A 16,536-nucleotide genomic window follows, 5' to 3' on the forward strand; every position below is an offset into this window, starting at 1 on the left:
TTGGAGCGGAAGACGGGATTCGAACCCGCGACCCTCGCCTTGGCAAGGCGATGCTCTACCCCTGAGCCACTTCCGCGAATGGTGGTTCGGGACGGAATCGAACCGCCGACACGAGGATTTTCAGTCCTCTGCTCTACCGACTGAGCTACCGAACCATTTAAGAATAAGAGAATCATTTGCTGACAAAGAAAATTATAGCACGGGGGTTTATGCAAAAGCAATACTTTTTTAATGTTTTTTTGATTTTTATCAAACCCCCGGCCAAAACACGTGTTTATGGCAAATGCTCCTTGCCCGTCTTGTTGGCTTGCAACCGTTCGTTCATCAGGCGCAACTTGGCTTGAATCGCCGCCTGTTTGTCGGCAAGCTCTTCCGAGGCGGGAAGGGCCGTTTCATCCTCCTGGTTGGCGTCCCATTGCGATTGCAGCGCTTGCGGCAGTTTTTCTTCTCTCTTGTTGGCTTTAGACTTGGATTTGCGCGGGGCTTCTTTTTTCTTGTTTGTCTCCCACGTTTCTTTCCGGGCTTGCTCCAACGCCTCTTGAATCGTTTTGATTCCCCGTCTCTTCCAATGGCCGGCGATCTTCTCAACAAGATTGCGCGGCAGGCGGTAATCATATTTCAGGAGAACGTATTCTAACAGCACATTAATCACTTCGGGCGGTAAACCGTATTCCCTGACCAATGTCTCCACTAATTCCACATCACTGTCGGGAATACGGGAGCCGCCTTGGTAAAAGGCCAATAACTCCAACGGGGAGATCTGCGCCAATTGCTGAAAATGCTTTTCTTCTTCAGACAGCGGCTCCGAACTGGCAGTTGGCACAGTCGCCGGAGTGGCTGCTTCCACTTCTTTGGGGGCGGCTCGATGCGATACAATCGGTGCTCCCCCAAATCGCAAGCGGTATTCGCTCTTGATGTAAGCACGCAACCGATCTACATCAATACGCCCATGCCTGGTCACATAGGGATTCTGCAACGCTTTTAACAAGGCCCAATCGTCCAATTGGTACAAAAAGCGAATTTGCATCAAATCCCGCATCAATTCGTTTGTCCAACAATCATCCTCAACAATGGAAGAAAGTCGCATTTTCAACATCGCAAAATCAATGTCTTCCCGCAGTTGCGGTTCTTTTCCCTCCGCCAAGCTCTCATCGCCCTCCACGCCCGACCAGACGGTGTCGCGGTTTTGTTCCGCTTCCCTAGCCAAATCTGCGGGAGAAAGGCTTTCAAACACTTCTTGAAACGACTTGGTGATATCTTTTACCTGGCCGCCATCCGGCTGTTTGGCAACCGATTCTTTATCAATCAACAACTCCCGCACCGCAAGGTAGCCTTCTTTTCCCAAGAAATGATACAGCGTCATGCTCAATATGTCGCTTTGGAAAAATTTCACCGGAGAAAGCGGCGCGATCAACTCATACTCATAGAATGAGCCGTGTTGGGAATCTTTTCTTTCATATACATTGAGCAACCCCACCCCTTCCAACAGATGACGCGCTTTTAAGAGTTGCTCTGTATTAAACGAACATAGCTTTAACAGATAGGCGTGACTGTGAATCTCTGATACCCCCGCGCGGGTCAGGGGAAGCTGATACGCCAAGGTCATGTATAACGACATGGCCGATGCGCCGATCATCGGTTGATACAAATGGATGAGACTCATAAGATCAGCACTGTGTACAGGGCGTCCCGAGCGGCAGCGCCAGCCGATATCTTTCCAGAATATCGCCATCAACCGGCCTCCTCGAACCAATGTTGCCTCAGTCAGGTTGTATCATTGTAACATACAACCAACGCTTGAAGCCAAACCTTATTTGGCAATGAATTATACGGCACCGCCCCGCTTTTTCTCTTCTGCCAACGCATTTCTTGAACGGTTTAACAACTCTTCCAGTTCATTCACAAATACATTTATGTCTTTGAACTGCCTATAGACCGATGCAAACCGGACATAGGCCACTTCATCAATTTCCATCAGCCGCTCCATCACCATTTCCCCGATCTCCTTGGAAGGCACTTCCGTCACTCCTGCCTGCCGCAGAGCCCGCTCGATTTCAACTACGAGCGATTCCAGGCGTTCCAGGGGCACTGGACGCTTTTCACAGGCGCGAATCAAGCCCCTAAGCAACTTCTCTCGGCTGAATTCTTCACGGCTTCCTTCTTTTTTGACAACAATCAACGGTTGCTCCTCCACCATTTCAAACGTGGTGAAGCGTTGCTCACACTTTTCGCACTCCCGGCGGCGGCGAATAGCACGTCCCTCGTGCACCGGACGCGAATCCAGCACCCGGCTGCCATTGTGATTGCAAAATGGACATCTCAAGAATCCGTTCCTCCTTTATCCTACCTGCCTTAGCAACGGAAGGAATGCGATACCTAAAAATCACAAATATCGACTATATTATCATTTTAAAGATAAACGTCAGCAAATCAATGCTATTTTGTCAACAGAAAAATCCTATCCCCTTCGTTATCCACTCGTCACATATTCTCTGTTTTTCCTCAACCATAAATTAACCAAGGCTTAATGAAAACGCGCATTCTCTACCATTTGGCCTTCAAACCCGCACGCTATAATAACTCATATGCTCTGGTTCCATGCAAGTGAAGGAGGGAATCCCATGTCTATGTTGCGCAATTGTTTACTTCTCCTCTCATTGTTTAGTTTGGCCGCATGCCAATCGACCACCACCGCGAACGACATCTTAACCAATGAACAAACCCTGCGGCTGACGATTCCCCATGAAATCTGGCGATTGGACGCTTCGCTCGCCGTGGACACCAACGAGACGCTGATCCTGAATCAAGTGGCCGAAGGCTTGATGCGGCTGGACCAAAACAACCGGCCCATCCCAGCTATGGCAGAAAAAGTGAGCGTCAGCGCCGACCAAACGGTATATACATTTCAGCTTAGAAACGCCTTGTGGCAAGATGGGGCACCCGTTACGGCGTACGATTTCGCGCGAGCATGGAAACGTACCTTGCACCCGAAAACCGATTCACCCAACGCTTACCTGTTTTATCCGATTGTCAACGCGCAGAGTTACCATCAAGGGGAAGTGAGCGCCGATAAAGTGGGCATCACCGTGGTCGACGAAGAAACGCTTCAAGTCCGATTGTCCCAACCCACGCGCAACTTCTTGACATTGCTGGCTCTCACTCCCTTTTTGCCGCAACGCGAATTTACCCAGCCGCCAAACGCAAACAGAAGCACCTTACTCAACCTCAAGCTCAACGGCCCGTTTGTCATTCTTGATGTGTCGGCCGACGGCACCATCGTCCTGAAAAAAAACGAACGGTATTGGGATCAGGAACAGGTGAAGCTGGATTATATCATCTTCTATGTGTCCAACCACCCCACGCAAACGATTAATTTATACAATGCCGACAAAATTGATATCACCCGAATCGCTCGTGAATTCGCCCAAGCTTACGCCAATACGCCCGAATTCCATTCCATCCAACTATGGACAACCCAATATATTCGGTTCAACAGCAAAAACAAGTTTTTCCAAAACAAAAAGATTCGACAAGCGATCAGCCTGGCGATCGACCGAGAACAGTTGGTCTCTGTACTGAAAAGCCAAGCGCAACCCGCAGGCGGACTGATTCCACCGTCTATGAAAGGCTTCCGTTCCGCATTTCGTGAAGAGGCCCCTTTGCCACCAGATAAGGCCAACTTAGGCAAAGCCCGCGCCCTATTGCAAGAAGGCATGCAAGAACTGCGGATCAGCCAACCGCCTTCGGCCCTGGTCATGCTCAGCTATGAGGATGACCGCATGCAACTGGCAGTTGAACTGAAAAAGCAACTGAAACAGGTGCTGGGTCTAAACCTGTTGCTGAACACGACGTCACGGGCTGAAAAGTATCGATTGGAGAAAAGGGGAGAGTTTGACCTCACCTTGTCCGATTGGGTGGCCACTTATCCCGATGCTTACACTCTGTTGGAAACATTCACCAGCGGCCATCCCGCCAACACCGGAGGGTACAAAGACAAACCCTATGATGAAACACTAAAACGCGCCGCCAATTCACCTCAAGTTCAAAAGCAAGTAAAGTACCTGGCCCAAGCGGAAAAATTTCTGATTGTGGAAGACCATGCCGCCATCCCGCTCTATTATGTGAATGACACCACCCTCATCAAACAAAGAGTGAAGGGGCATGTTCGCCATCCGTTCGGCCCGTCGTACTCATTCAAATGGGCGTATATCGAAGAGCCATAAGCCTTAGGTTGACGTCCAATTTCGCGCTGATATGGGAATATCGCAGGAATCTTGTTCGTATTCTGAATATGATTTACAATAATCCTGAGAACATATATTCTTTCCTCATATACCAAGGGGGGCGCTCATGCAAGGAAGGATCATTACCAAAGAATCTTTTCAGATCGTCGGATTCGGTTGGACGGGACCGTACACCATGTCCAGGGAAATCCCCAAAGTGTGGGAGCAGTTAGTTAAACGAATTCACGAAATCCCGCATCAGGTTCGCCCCGGTTCTTTTGTCTGCCCCTGCCATGACCGGGTGACAGATTTTACTTGTTATGTCGCCGTTGAAGTGAAGTTGGCCGAAAATGTGCCTGAAGGGATGTTGTCATTCACCGTTCCCTCCCAACGTTACGCAGTTTTCACCCATCGCGGTTCGATAAGGAACGTCCCCGCCACCTATCAGCGCGCGTGGAAATGGATTGAAAAGATGGGGTACCGCAAAGATCACAGCACATTGGGCTTAGAGATGTACGATCACCGCTACACACCAGTCACCCACGATCCTGATGCGCCAGACAACATGTATGACATCTACATCCCCATCAAACGGTAGACGCACATGGCGTACGCGCCGCCGGCATTCCTTTTTACATCCAGGAATGCCGGCGGCGCGTTTAAGGCGATATACCATTTGCATTAGGCATTTGGCACGCAAAAACCCTTCTCCGACAGTGGAGAAGGGTTTTTAACACGTTAGACGGTCACTTCCAATGCCAATCGCTCACCCACATATTTCGCCAAATCAACCACGCGGCAGGAGTAACCCCATTCGTTATCGTACCAAGCGAGCACTTTCACTTGGCGCTCGCCGATTGCCATCGTCGACAGAGCGTCAACGATGGAGGAGTGCTCATTGCCGTTGAAGTCGGAAGAAACGAGTGGGTCTTCACAATATTGCAGAATGCCTTTCATCTTTGTTTCGGCCGCTTCTTTTAAGGCTTGATTAACCTCTTCCGCTGTGACCTTCACTTTCAAATCGGCGACCAAATCAACTACAGACACGTTAGGGGTTGGCACCCGCAATGCAAAGCCATTCAACTTCCCTTGCAATTCTGGCAGCACCAATCCCAGCGCTTTGGCCGCTCCCGTCTTCGTCGGAATGATGGATTGGGCGCATGCGCGAGCCCGGCGCAAATCCTTGTGGGGATTGTCCAGGTTTTTTTGGTCATTGGTATAAGCATGCACCGTCGTCATCAAACCGTATTCAATCCCGAACGCTTGATGCAACACTTTCGCTACAGGGGCCAAGCAGTTGGTGGTACAGGACGCGTTGGAAATGATGTCGTGCTGTTCGGGAATGTACGCTTCTTCATTCACACCCAACACGATGGTGATGTCCTCATTTTTGCCCGGTGCCGTGATAACAACCTTTTTAGCCCCAGCTTTCAAATGCTTCGACGCACCCTCGCGGTCGCAAAACTTGCCTGTTGCTTCGATGACAATATCCACACCCAGTTCCGCCCAAGGTAATTCTTCTGGGTTGCGGTTGGACACCAGGCGAACCAGTTTGCCGTTCACCATCAACCCTTGCTCAACCGCTTCCACTTCACCAGCAAACATGCCATGTATGGTATCATATTTCACTAAATGTGCTAACGTTTCCGCTGGATAGCTCGCATTGATCGCCACTACTTCCAAAGCAGGATCAAGTGCTGCTTTGCGAAACACCATCCGTCCAATTCGTCCCAAACCATTGATTGCAATACGCACAGCCATGAAGCCGCTCTCCCCTCCGCTATATGTTACATACCATCTCTCTTTTTTATTATAAACAGTATAACACATTTTTCAATATAAAAACGAAAACCTGTCCCAAATCCGGAACAGGCTCGCACATTTAATCAAATTATTGTTCTTTGATTAAATCTTGATAACATTCTTTATATTTCTGATAGTAATGGCTGACCCGGTACACATATTCCCGGGTCTCCTTGATAGGAATCCGTACCGCTCCTTGCCTCGTTCCATCCCAAACACCTTGGTCAAGCCAACGCGAGACACGGTTGTGTCCGCCATTGTAAGCAGCAATTGCCGCCACTTTGTTGCCATGGTACCGCTTGGTCAAATACGCAAGATACCAAGCGCCCATATGGATGTTGATCGCCGGATCGCGGATGTGCTCCTTGAGCGCCGGCGAAAACCCGCCCCGGCGGATCATCCAATCCATGGTTTCCGGCATGAGCTGCATCAACCCTTGTGCGCCCGCCGCCGATACTCGGTCCAGCTGAAATCTGGACTCCACTCGGATCACTGCCATAATCAAAAACGGATCTGCTCCGGTGGCTTCGGCACTGTTGAGGATCAACTCCTCATACCGCAAAGGATAAATCAGGCATTCCAACCAATGGGCCACAATCATGCACAACACCCACAAAAGCGCCAGCAACACCCAGGCCTTTTTCCGACCTGGCCATGTTCCCTTGACCGGATTCAGCCAACTTTTGCGCACAGTTCGCTCCATAGGCGCGCCACCTGCATCTCAGTCTCTTCCCGTGTTCCGCTGTTGTCGATCACATAATCGGCCCACTTTTTTTTTTCATCAATCGGCAGTTGTGCCGCCAAGCGCGCAGCCGCCTCGTCGGTATCAAGATGATCTCGCGCCTGCAACCGAGCCAATTGAACCCGTTGCGGCACATAAACCAGAATCACTTCATCTACTAGGTCGGTCATTTTTTCTTCAATCAATAGCGGCACATCCCATATGACCACCGCGTGCGGCTCAGTCTGCCACACCTTCTCCGTGTCCCGCCGCATTTTATCCATGATGAGCGGGTGCAACAACTCATTCAGCTTGCGCCGCGCCTTTTCATCATGAAAAATGATGCGACCCAGCGCGGGCCGGTCAAGCGTCCCCTCCCGGCTTATCACCTCGTCGCCGAAAACAGACGCAATCCGCTTCAAGCCCTCTTCCTCTGGCTCGACGACTTGCCGGGCTACCTTATCCGCATCGACAATCACTGCCCCGTGCCGTTGCAACATCTCGGCCACAGTGCTTTTTCCCGTCGCAATTCCACCGGTCAATCCAAAAATCATCCACACCGCTCCTCTAAATTAACCGTAACAAGCCCAATATGATCAAAAAAACGCCGGGCGCGTATCCCATCCAACGAAAACGGGCGCGTTCGGCGTACTTGAAGCCGAACCACATGCCCGCGCGCAGGCAGACTGCGCTCATCAACCCAATCGCCAGCGCCGCCACCAGTGGGGACATCCCGATGAACGCAGCTCCTACCCCCGCGGCAAAAGCATCCAACGACAAGGCCGTTCCCAACAAAACAGCCTCATATCCTGAAATCGTGCCGGATTCATCCATATCCGCAACCATGGGCGTTTTCAATATTTGCACAACCAATCCCCACTTCTCAAGCTGAAACGTCCAAATGGTGGGCTCGGCAGGTTTGGTTGGCGGTAGGGCGGCCGCCTTCGTTTCCACTTTCTTCGGCGCCCTACCTGCTTGCGACAGCGCAAATAAGCCAATCGCGATAAAGAGAACAGCTCCAATCCCATGGGTCAACGCAGGTGGAAGGAAATGAGAAATCCCTTGTCCCATTAACATCGCTAAATAAATGACCATCCCCGAACAACCAGCAATGATCAAGATGGAGCCAAAAGGAATGCGAACTTTTCTCATCCCATAAGTCGTTCCGGCCCCAAACCCGTCCATGCTCACCGCCAGTGCTAACCACATCACCGATAACACGTGCCACATAATCAATCACCTCTTTAAGATGGGCTGATACTTCCCATCTTATGAAAGAGGATCAGGGCGGGGTTACCTTTGGCAAGTCCGGCAGATGTGAGTGCCTCGTCCACCTACTACGATCCGCTCGATCGGCGCGCCGCATTTTCGACACGGTTCACCTTTGCGGCCGTACACTTGGATTTTGAGTTGAAACATTCCCATCTCACCCTCGCCGTTCAAATAAGAACGAACGGAGGAACCACCCGCTTCTACCGCTTCAGCGAGGATTTTCCTGATGCTCTGGTGTAACCGCGCCACTTCCTCCTCCGTCAACGACGACGCGGCACGCTCGGGATGAATCCCCGCGGCAAACAAGGACTCGTCCACATAAATATTGCCCAAGCCGACGAGATATTCCTGATTTAGCAAAACCACTTTTACTTTGGCCTTGCGCTTGACCAGCGTGGATTGAAACCATTCCAAGGTAAACGCGTCCGATAACGGCTCCGGCCCCAGTTTTTTTAATGGTTTGTGTTGCTCCTCTTCACCCATGGTAAATAAATGCATCGTGCCAAATTGGCGCACATCGCGATAACGCAACTGCGCGCCGTCCGTAAAATGGAATATCACATGCGTGTGCTTCTCCAGCGGCTCCGTTTCCTCCGCTAACCGATACTTTCCCTCCATCCGCAAATGGGATACAAGCACCCATGGCGGACAAATGATTTTCAAAAATTTCCCCCGGCGCTGAACGGCAGTAATCGTGCAACCCACCAAATGATGGCGAAATTGTTCCACGTCATCAGGATGTTGAATGATGCGGCCCAGCTTGACCGTCACATCCTTGATCGTCTTGCCGACCACCAACCGCTCCAATGTTTTTCGTACTGTTTCTACCTCTGGCAATTCAGGCATGATCTACTCCCTCCCCAATGCAATAATCAACGCAAGGCCGCCACCCTGTCAAGGATGACGGCTTGTCTCATCTTCTATGTGACTGATGCCAAATCACTTTGCTTCATACCAGGTCTTGCCACTGTTCACATCGACGGACAGTGGGACCGACAGCGGCAATGCATCTTCCATCACCGCTACGACTAGCTCTTTCATCTCCTCCAGTTCAGCTTCCGGCACTTCAAAAATCAATTCGTCATGCACTTGCAACAACATCCGGCTCGCCAGCTTCCGCTCGTTCATCGCTTGGGCTAATTTCACCATCGCCAACTTGATGATATCCGCCGCCGTCCCTTGGATGGGCGTATTCATCGCGGTTCGCTCCGCAAAACTGCGTTCACCAAAGCTTTTGGCGTTGATCGCTGGCAAGTAACGGCGCCGACCAGAGAGCGTAGTAACAAATCCATCCTTGCGCGCTCGCTCCACAATGGAATCCATGTAGCGTTTCACACCAGGGAATGTTTCAAAATAGCGATCGATGAATTCACGTGCTTCCTTTTGAGGGATGTCCAACCCTCTAGCCAAGCCGAAGCCACTGATCCCGTACACGATCCCGAAGTTGACCGCCTTCGCTTGCCGACGCATCAGTGGCGTGACTTCGTCTTCAGCCACCCCAAACACATCCATAGCCGTTTGCGTGTGAATGTCTTTGTCTTCTTTGAAGGCCTTTTGCAACTGCTCATCTTCAGAGATATGGGCCAGCACGCGCAATTCGATCTGTGAGTAGTCAGCAGCCAAGATGTGCCAGCCCGGCTCGGAGGGGATGAACACTTGACGGATACGCCGCCCTTCTTCCATCCGAATCGGGATGTTCTGCAAATTGGGCTCGGTCGAACTCAAGCGGCCCGTCGCAGTGACGGTTTGGTTAAACCGAGTGTGAATTTTGCCGTCGGCGCCAATCTCTTTCTTCAACCCCTCGATATACGTGGAATACAATTTGCCGACTTGCCGGTAATGCAGGATCTTGTCGACGATCTCGTGCTGGGGCGCCAGCTTTTCCAGCACATCTGCACTCGTCGAATATCCCGTCTTCGTTTTCTTCAAAACGGGTAGACCCAGTTTGTCAAACAGGATCTCTCCCAGTTGCTTGGGGGAGTTGATGTTGAAAGTCACCCCCGCCAACTCGTAAATCTCCTGCTCCAGCCGATCCAAGCTTTGCTTCAGCTCCACCCCTAACTCCTCGAGACGGGCTTGGTCAATGAAAACGCCTTGGCGCTCCATCTCGGCCAGCACACTGGCAAGCGGCATCTCCAACTCAAACAGCAATTGATCCAGATTGAGTTCCGCTAACTCTTGCTTCAGCACCGGCGTAACGTGATGGATGGCTTTCGCTTTGGCAGCCAAGTGCCGAGCCAACGTTTCTCCGGTAATCGCCTTCCGCTTGGCCCCCTTCCCATACACATCCTCATCCGCCGGAATCGGCTCGTCCCCATAGCGGGACACGATATCACTCAACTCCAATTGCGATTCGGAAGGGTCCAATAGATACGCCGCCAACAAGACGTCAAAGGAGAGACCCGCGGCCATGATTCCTTTGTTCGCCAACACGATCTGCGTTTTCTTCATGTCATAAACCAGCTTGTCGCGCTCCTCATCCGCAAGCCAACCCCGAACCGCATCGCTTTGCTCCGCCACTTCCCAAGGCAGGTACCACTGGGCCTGACCATCTGAAATGGCCAATCCAACCACATCCGCGTGATGAGGGTTGTCCTCCGACGTTTCGATAAACAAGGCAAGCGATCCCGTATTGAACACGTCCACCATTTCTTCCAAGTCGGACAGGGATGCCACTTCCCGGACATCCACCTCGTTTTTGACCGCCTCACCCTTTTCCGCATGGTCTTGCTTGTGCACCCTCGACAACAGTGTTTTAAACTCCATCTTTCTGAAAAACTCGACGATGCGCTCTGTATTCCGTTCAGGCAATTGCAAGCGATCCAATCCGAAATCAAGCGGCACTTCCGTATAGATCGTGGCCAGCTTTTTGCTGAGCAACGCCTGCTCTTGATGTTCGCGCACTTTTTCTTGCAGTTTTTTGCCGGGCAATTCATCCACATGCGCGATCACTTCTTCTACAGTGGGAAACTTCGCCAACAATTTCAACGCTGTCTTCTCGCCTACACCAGGAATGCCGGGGATGTTGTCTGACGAGTCCCCCATCAACCCTTTTAAGTCGATGATCTGGGCGGGAGTCAACCCGTATTTCTCCTTGATGGCATCGATGTCGTAAGACTCAGTCTCTGTCACCCCTTTGCGGGTCAACAAAAGCCGAACATGCTCATCCACCAGTTGCAACAAATCTTTGTCTCCGCTAACGATCAATGTCTCAACGCCTTGGCTTCCACTCGCTTTGGCCAAGGTGCCGATGATGTCATCTGCTTCATAGTTTTCTACTTCAAAGGCGGAGATTTGAAAGACTTCCAACAGTTCTTTTACAAGCGGAATTTGTTCCGCCAACTCACTTGGCGTTTTCTGCCGGGTTCCTTTATATTCCTGATAACTCTCATGGCGAAAAGTCGTTTTTCCCGCATCGAATGCCACCAACATATGGGTGGGCTTCTCTTCTTCAAGGATTTTCATCAGCATCATCGCAAACCCATACACCGCGTTGGTATGGATGCCGCTTGAATTTGTCAATAGCGGCAACGCATAAAACGCGCGATAAGCAATGCTGTTGCCGTCCACCAATATCAACTTGCTCACGAATGCATTCACACCTTTTTCCAAAATTCACTACCTTATGCCTCTTTCATTCATACTTATCTATTGTAACACGAGCAAAAATCACGCTTCCAGTTTTTCGGTAACAAAAACCGAACAAATGCTCGATGCATATAAAAAAGCCCAGTGACGTTGATTCGTCACCGGGCTTTTATTCACTGGCCAGCTACCCATTCTTCCTCTACCCCATCCTCCTGTGGCAATGGATCATGCAAGAGACGCCAATCCAGCTCCATCTCTTCATCCGTCAATAAGATGGCGTCCAACTGCGCTTCGATTTGTGCATGATCCATATCGATGCCGATCATCACTAACTCCGTCATCCGGTCTCCGTACTTTTCATCCCATTCTGCTTGAATCTCAGGATACTCGGCCAACACCTCACGCCGCTCTTCTTCTGGCAGGGCCGCGATCCAATATCCTTCCGCGCCCAGCTGGATCGACGGGCCAGCTTGGCTGAATTGCACAGCGAATTCATTCCGAGTAGCCAGCCACAGGATCCCTTTGGCCCGCACCACTTCTTCCGGCCATTGGTGCAACCAATCGTTCAGGCGCGCTGGATGGAACGGTTTGCGCCGGCGGTACACAAACGAGGTGATGCCGTACTCATCCGTCTCCGGAGTGTGCTCCTCTTGCAACTCTTTCAGCCATCCGGCCGATTGGCTAGCCTCCTCAAAGTCAAACAGGTGGGTGTGCAAAATCTCTTTTGGGTCGATTTGCCCTTGCACCGCCCGAATAAATCGGGCCTTTGGTTGCAGTTTGCGCAACACCGCTTCCAACTGATCCGCCTCTGCCTCGGAGATCAAGTCGCATTTGTTTAAGATCAACACATCGCAAAACTCGATTTGATCAATCAATAAACTGACCACGTCGCGCGTATCATCTTCTCCCAATGCTAGCTTGCGGTCTATCAGGCTTTCCCCAGAAGAGAAGTCATGCCAAAACCGGTTGGCATCCACCACGGTAACCATGGTATCCAATCGGCACAAGGAAGGAAGATCAACGCCATTCTCTTCATCGGAGTAGGTAAACGTTTGCGCAACCGGAATCGGTTCGCTGATCCCCGTCGATTCAATCAATATGTAGTCATAGCGTTGCTCCCTGGCCAGCCGTTCCACCTCTTTTAGCAAATCCTCCCGCAATGTGCAACAGATGCACCCGTTGGACAATTCCACCAGCCGCTCTTCGGTGCGGGATAGATTGGCTTCTTTTCCGATCAAATCTGCATCGATATTGATCTCACTCATGTCATTCACAATCACCGCCACTTTCAACCCTTGCCGGTTATTTAAAACATGGTTAAGAATCGTCGTTTTGCCTGAACCGAGATACCCGCTCAACACGGTCACTGGAATCTTCTTTTGCATTACCTATTGCCCCCTCACTCTTTTTCCAACCTAATATATCGTAACCATTACGATTTGTAAACGAAAATTAACCGTACTCCCTCGTGTAAAACGTATTTATTTTTATTTATAGCAACAAACTTCTTACCAGCGGGGAGCTACATATGCTTGCAACAAAAACAGCCCTCCTCATCAGAGGGGGCTGTCTATATCATGATCGCTTATGTTGAAAAAAGGGGGGTTAATTCAAGTCAACTTGCTTACCGGTCTCAATATACACAACGCTTTCCGCGATGTTGGTCGCATGATCGGCGATGCGTTCCAAATACCGGGCGACGAAACAAAGTTTGATCGCCACTTCGACATGTTGCTTCTCTTGCATGTAAAAGCTGAGCTCTTTGAGCAGATCGTAATACATCTGGTCAACCTGATTGTCCGTCTTGGCCAGTTGTTTTGCCAAATCGGTATTGCCGTCAATGTAGCTATTGATCCCATCATTCACCATCTTCTGCGTGATCTGCGCCATTTTGGGAATATCGATCAACTCTTTGAACAGCACCAAATTGCTTTCTTTCATCTCAATCGTGACTTGGGCAATGTTGACTGCCAAATCGGCCATCCGCTCCATGTCGGACGCGATTTTGATCGCGGCGATCAACAGGCGCAAATCCTTAGCCACCGGTTGCTGGGTCGCTATCAGTTTGGCGACAGTGTCATCGATCACTGTCTCCAGGCGGTCCATCTCTTTATCATCTAACACCACTTGCTTGGCCAAGATGTCATTCTGAATAGCCAGCGAACGAACAGCCTTGTCCACGGCGATTTCCAATTTTTCTCCCATGGTGAGCAACACGCGCTTCACTTCTTTAAGTGACTGGTCAAATTGACGCATGCCAAACGCCTCCTTATCTGCCGGGCATTAGCCGAAACGGCCAGTAATATATTCTTCCGTCTGTTGATGATCCGGATTGGAGAACAGCTTATCCGTGTCGTTGTACTCGATCAGGTCGCCGTTCAAGAAAAAGGCCGTCTTGTCGGAGATGCGCGCCGCTTGTTGCATGTTATGGGTTACAATGACAATCGTGTAATTCTTCTTCAGCTCTTGCACAAGCTCCTCAACTTTCAGGGTAGATATCGGGTCCAAGGCTGAGGTGGGTTCATCCATCAAGAGAATATCCGGTTCTACCGCTAGGGCCCGTGCAATGCACAAGCGTTGTTGTTGTCCGCCGGACAATCCTGTCGCCCGGTCCTTGAGGCGGTCTTTCACTTCATCCCACAAGGCCGCCCCGCGCAAACTCCGTTCAACGATCTCATCCAGCTTCTTCTTATCGTTTAGTCCATGAATCCGCGGACCGTACGCGACGTTCTCATAAATGCTTTTGGGAAAAGGGTTGGGAGCTTGAAACACCATGCCCACCCGTTTGCGAAGCATTTCCACGTCTACTTCGTCAGAATAAATATCCGTGTCTTTAATTAGAATTTGCCCTTCAATCCGCACATTGGGAATCAGGTCGTTCATGCGGTTCAATGTACGCAAAAAAGTGGATTTTCCGCAGCCGGAAGGCCCGATCAACGCCGTAACCGACCGTTCATCAATATCGACATGAATATTTTTTAGCGCTTGTTTCTCGCCATAATATAAATCCAAGTTCTTCACTGAAATCGCCGTTGGATTCACCACAATCTCTCCTTCTTGCGGTTTACCGCTGAAATTTGTTACGCAGGAAGATCGCTAGTCCGTTCATTGTGAGCAAGATGACCAGCAAGACGATGATTCCGGCCGCAGCCAAATTGGAAAATTCCTCTTTGGGTTGCGCCACCCAGTTGTAAATCTGAATCGGCAACGCGGAAAACTCATCAAACACACTGCCCGGCGTAAAGGCCAAAAACGTGGCGGCCCCCACCATGATCAGCGGTGCCGTTTCGCCAATCGCACGCGACAAGGCCAGAATCGTGCCCGTCATAATCCCCGGCAAGGCATAAGGAAGGACAACCTTTTGTATGGTTTGCCATCTCGTTGCTCCCATTGCAAGTGATGCATGACGCAAGGAGTTGGGTACACTGGCGATGGCCTCGCGCGCCGCCACAATCACCACTGGCAAAATGAGCAAAGTAAGGGTTAAACCGCCGGCCAGCACGCTTTTTTTCAACGCCAAGATTTGCACGAAGATGGTCAGCCCCAGCATACCGAACACAATGGAGGGGACTCCCGCCAAGTTGCTGATGTTGACTTGAATCAGCGTGCTGATCCACCCTTTTTTGGCGTATTCTTCTAAATAGATCGCAGCACCCACGCCAATGATAAATGTCAACGGTGCCGTGATTGCGATCAACCAGATCGAGCCCCACAGGGCGCCTTTGATTCCCGCCCGCGATGGAAACCTGGAGGCGAAATTGTTCATGAAATCAGCCGTCACATAAGACCAGCCACGCTGGAAAATGTCAAACAGCAGGACGGCTAGCACCAGCACCCCGACCAGCGTCGCCAAGAAAAACAGCCCATGTGCCAATCGGTTTCGGCCGCGGCGTTGTTTCACCCGGGACGCGATTTTGCGCTCTTCGTCGAAGGCCCGTTCGTGATTTAGAGCCGTTTTGTGTTTGGACATCAACTCTTCAGCCGCCATCAATATTCCTCCTTATAGCGGCGCGAGATATACAGCGCCAACAAATTCATAGTGAGCGTGATTACAAACAGGGTGGCTCCCACCGCATAAATGGAATAATAAGGCAGGCTGTGATAAGAGATGTCCCCAGTCGACGCCTGCACCATAAATGCGGTCATCGTTTGGATCGATTCCAAATAGCTAAATGACATGCTCGGCGTCGATCCCGCAATGATGGTCACCGCCATGGTTTCACCCACTGCCCGGGAAAGCGCCAGCACAAAAGAAGCCACAATACCTGACAACGCCGCGGGCAATACCACTTTCAAAGAGACTTCCAAACGGGTAGAACCCAATCCGTACGCCGCCTCGCGGATATTGCGGGGCACCGACCGCATCGCGTCTTCGCTCAGGCTGGCGATCATCGGCAGAATCATGATCCCGACCACAATGCTTGCGCTCAACGCATTAAAAAAGTCCATATCAGGAAAAAAATCGCGCAATAAGGGCGTGACGAACGTGACACCAAAATAACCAAACACAATCGTCGGGATGCCCGCCAGCACCTCCAGTACCGGTTTGATTACCCGGCGGATGCGCTCCGGTGCGTATTCGCTCAAATAAATGGCACTGCCGATGCCAAGTGGCACAGCGACTACCGCAGCACCCAATGTGATTTGCAACGATCCGATCAGCAAAGGTAAAATCCCGAATTCGCGCTGATCTTCACTGAAAAGCGCCGTCCATTTCGTTCCAGTAATAAAGTCGACAAACGGCACTTCCGCAAAAAATGAGGCGGTCTCTTTGATAAGTGTGAACACGATCCCCACGGTGGTTAGCACCGACAACAACCCGCACAGGAGTAAAAAGCCGGGGATCAAGGCTTCCATCTTCTCTCGCCAAGTCTTTTCCTTGCGAAAAAAATTCTTCTTTTCGGCCAACTGGGACATGGTTACTCCCCT

At 50.7% G+C, this 16,536-nt stretch carries 15 protein-coding genes and 2 tRNA genes; 2 read left to right on the forward strand and 15 right to left on the reverse strand.

Annotated elements, in window-relative coordinates:
• Window position 1: 1 nt before the first annotated feature.
• The 4 genes from CLV36_RS05900 to nrdR all read right to left on the reverse strand — a co-directional run bounded on the left by CLV36_RS05900 (window position 2) and on the right by nrdR (window position 2,323).
• Window positions 2–76: transfer RNA gene (locus tag CLV36_RS05900), tRNA-Gly, on the reverse strand.
• Between the two features lie 3 nt (window positions 77–79).
• A tRNA-Phe gene (locus CLV36_RS05905) sits at window positions 80–155 on the reverse strand.
• A 119-nt stretch (window positions 156–274) separates the two neighbouring features.
• Window positions 275–1,732, reverse strand: coding sequence for a replication initiation and membrane attachment family protein (locus CLV36_RS05910; RefSeq protein WP_102991884.1), 1,458 nt, complete (start codon window positions 1,730–1,732; stop codon window positions 275–277).
• Between the two features lie 93 nt (window positions 1,733–1,825).
• Window positions 1,826–2,323: a transcriptional regulator NrdR gene (nrdR, locus tag CLV36_RS05915; protein WP_022735855.1), complete on the reverse strand. Its 498-nt coding sequence runs from the start codon at window positions 2,321–2,323 to the stop codon at window positions 1,826–1,828.
• A gap of 298 nt (window positions 2,324–2,621) precedes the next feature.
• Between nrdR and CLV36_RS05920 the strand changes: the two genes are divergently transcribed.
• Together CLV36_RS05920 and CLV36_RS05925 are read left to right on the forward strand one after the other, a co-directional pair.
• Window positions 2,622–4,223, forward strand: coding sequence for a peptide ABC transporter substrate-binding protein (locus tag CLV36_RS05920; protein ID WP_181352844.1), 1,602 nt, complete (start codon window positions 2,622–2,624; stop codon window positions 4,221–4,223).
• 127 nt (window positions 4,224–4,350) lie between these two features.
• Entirely contained in the window at window positions 4,351–4,821 is a 471-nt protein-coding gene (locus CLV36_RS05925; protein ID WP_102991882.1) for a GyrI-like domain-containing protein, read from the forward strand.
• 140 nt (window positions 4,822–4,961) lie between these two features.
• Here CLV36_RS05925 and CLV36_RS05930 read toward each other — a convergent pair whose 3' ends face one another.
• The 11 genes from CLV36_RS05930 to pstC form a co-directional block, all read right to left on the reverse strand.
• The gene (locus CLV36_RS05930; protein ID WP_102991881.1) at window positions 4,962–5,984 is read right to left on the reverse strand and encodes a glyceraldehyde-3-phosphate dehydrogenase; all 1,023 of its coding nucleotides are present in this window, start codon (window positions 5,982–5,984) and stop codon (window positions 4,962–4,964) included.
• Between the two features lie 130 nt (window positions 5,985–6,114).
• On the reverse strand, window positions 6,115–6,729 hold the full coding sequence (locus CLV36_RS05935; protein ID WP_102991880.1) for a lytic transglycosylase domain-containing protein: 615 nt from the start codon (window positions 6,727–6,729) through the stop codon (window positions 6,115–6,117).
• On the reverse strand, window positions 6,699–7,301 hold the full coding sequence (gene coaE / locus CLV36_RS05940) for a dephospho-CoA kinase (protein ID WP_102991879.1): 603 nt from the start codon (window positions 7,299–7,301) through the stop codon (window positions 6,699–6,701). The genes CLV36_RS05935 and coaE overlap by 31 nt, the downstream gene beginning before the upstream one ends.
• Before the next feature lie 13 nt (window positions 7,302–7,314).
• Window positions 7,315–7,977 carry a sporulation membrane protein YtaF gene (gene ytaF, locus CLV36_RS05945; RefSeq protein WP_102991878.1) on the reverse strand — a complete coding sequence of 221 codons (663 nt, stop codon included), beginning with the start codon at window positions 7,975–7,977 and terminating at the stop codon, window positions 7,315–7,317.
• A 63-nt stretch (window positions 7,978–8,040) separates the two neighbouring features.
• Window positions 8,041–8,865, reverse strand: coding sequence for a DNA-formamidopyrimidine glycosylase (gene mutM / locus CLV36_RS05950; RefSeq protein ID WP_102991877.1), 825 nt, complete (start codon window positions 8,863–8,865; stop codon window positions 8,041–8,043).
• 93 nt (window positions 8,866–8,958) lie between these two features.
• Window positions 8,959–11,607: a DNA polymerase I gene (gene polA, locus CLV36_RS05955; protein WP_102993783.1), complete on the reverse strand. Its 2,649-nt coding sequence runs from the start codon at window positions 11,605–11,607 to the stop codon at window positions 8,959–8,961.
• Between the two features lie 173 nt (window positions 11,608–11,780).
• Window positions 11,781–12,992, reverse strand: a complete 1,212-nt coding sequence (locus CLV36_RS05960; RefSeq protein ID WP_106342027.1) for a GTP-binding protein — start codon at window positions 12,990–12,992, stop codon at window positions 11,781–11,783.
• A gap of 220 nt (window positions 12,993–13,212) precedes the next feature.
• Window positions 13,213–13,863: a phosphate signaling complex protein PhoU gene (gene phoU / locus CLV36_RS05965; RefSeq protein ID WP_106342028.1), complete on the reverse strand. Its 651-nt coding sequence runs from the start codon at window positions 13,861–13,863 to the stop codon at window positions 13,213–13,215.
• A gap of 27 nt (window positions 13,864–13,890) precedes the next feature.
• Window positions 13,891–14,649, reverse strand: a complete 759-nt coding sequence (pstB, locus tag CLV36_RS05970) for a phosphate ABC transporter ATP-binding protein PstB (protein WP_223248049.1) — start codon at window positions 14,647–14,649, stop codon at window positions 13,891–13,893.
• 22 nt (window positions 14,650–14,671) lie between these two features.
• Window positions 14,672–15,595, reverse strand: coding sequence for a phosphate ABC transporter permease PstA (pstA, locus tag CLV36_RS05975; protein ID WP_425436563.1), 924 nt, complete (start codon window positions 15,593–15,595; stop codon window positions 14,672–14,674).
• Complete coding sequence (gene pstC / locus CLV36_RS05980) at window positions 15,595–16,524, reverse strand: phosphate ABC transporter permease subunit PstC (RefSeq protein ID WP_102991873.1); 930 nt, start codon at window positions 16,522–16,524, stop codon at window positions 15,595–15,597. Before pstC ends, pstA begins: the two co-directional genes overlap by 1 nt.
• Window positions 16,525–16,536: the final 12 nt, after the last annotated feature.

Origin of the sequence: Laceyella sediminis (assembly GCF_003003125.1) — a bacterium.
Taxonomy (GTDB): Bacteria; Bacillota; Bacilli; order Thermoactinomycetales; family Thermoactinomycetaceae; genus Laceyella; species Laceyella tengchongensis.

Coding starts and splice junctions, on each gene's coding strand:
- CLV36_RS05910 (WP_102991884.1), bottom strand. CDS start 1,732: ATGGCGATATTCTGGAAAGATATCGGCTGGCGCTGCCGCTCGGGACGC.
- CLV36_RS05920 (WP_181352844.1), top strand. CDS start 2,622: ATGTCTATGTTGCGCAATTGTTTACTTCTCCTCTCATTGTTTAGTTTG.
- CLV36_RS05925 (WP_102991882.1), top strand. CDS start 4,351: ATGCAAGGAAGGATCATTACCAAAGAATCTTTTCAGATCGTCGGATTC.
- CLV36_RS05930 (WP_102991881.1), bottom strand. CDS start 5,984: ATGGCTGTGCGTATTGCAATCAATGGTTTGGGACGAATTGGACGGATG.
- CLV36_RS05935 (WP_102991880.1), bottom strand. CDS start 6,729: ATGGAGCGAACTGTGCGCAAAAGTTGGCTGAATCCGGTCAAGGGAACA.
- coaE (WP_102991879.1), bottom strand. CDS start 7,301: ATGATTTTTGGATTGACCGGTGGAATTGCGACGGGAAAAAGCACTGTG.
- ytaF (WP_102991878.1), bottom strand. CDS start 7,977: ATGTGGCACGTGTTATCGGTGATGTGGTTAGCACTGGCGGTGAGCATG.
- mutM (WP_102991877.1), bottom strand. CDS start 8,865: ATGCCTGAATTGCCAGAGGTAGAAACAGTACGAAAAACATTGGAGCGG.
- CLV36_RS05960 (WP_106342027.1), bottom strand. CDS start 12,992: ATGCAAAAGAAGATTCCAGTGACCGTGTTGAGCGGGTATCTCGGTTCA.
- phoU (WP_106342028.1), bottom strand. CDS start 13,863: ATGCGTCAATTTGACCAGTCACTTAAAGAAGTGAAGCGCGTGTTGCTC.
- pstA (WP_425436563.1), bottom strand. CDS start 15,595: ATGGCGGCTGAAGAGTTGATGTCCAAACACAAAACGGCTCTAAATCAC.
- pstC (WP_102991873.1), bottom strand. CDS start 16,524: ATGTCCCAGTTGGCCGAAAAGAAGAATTTTTTTCGCAAGGAAAAGACT.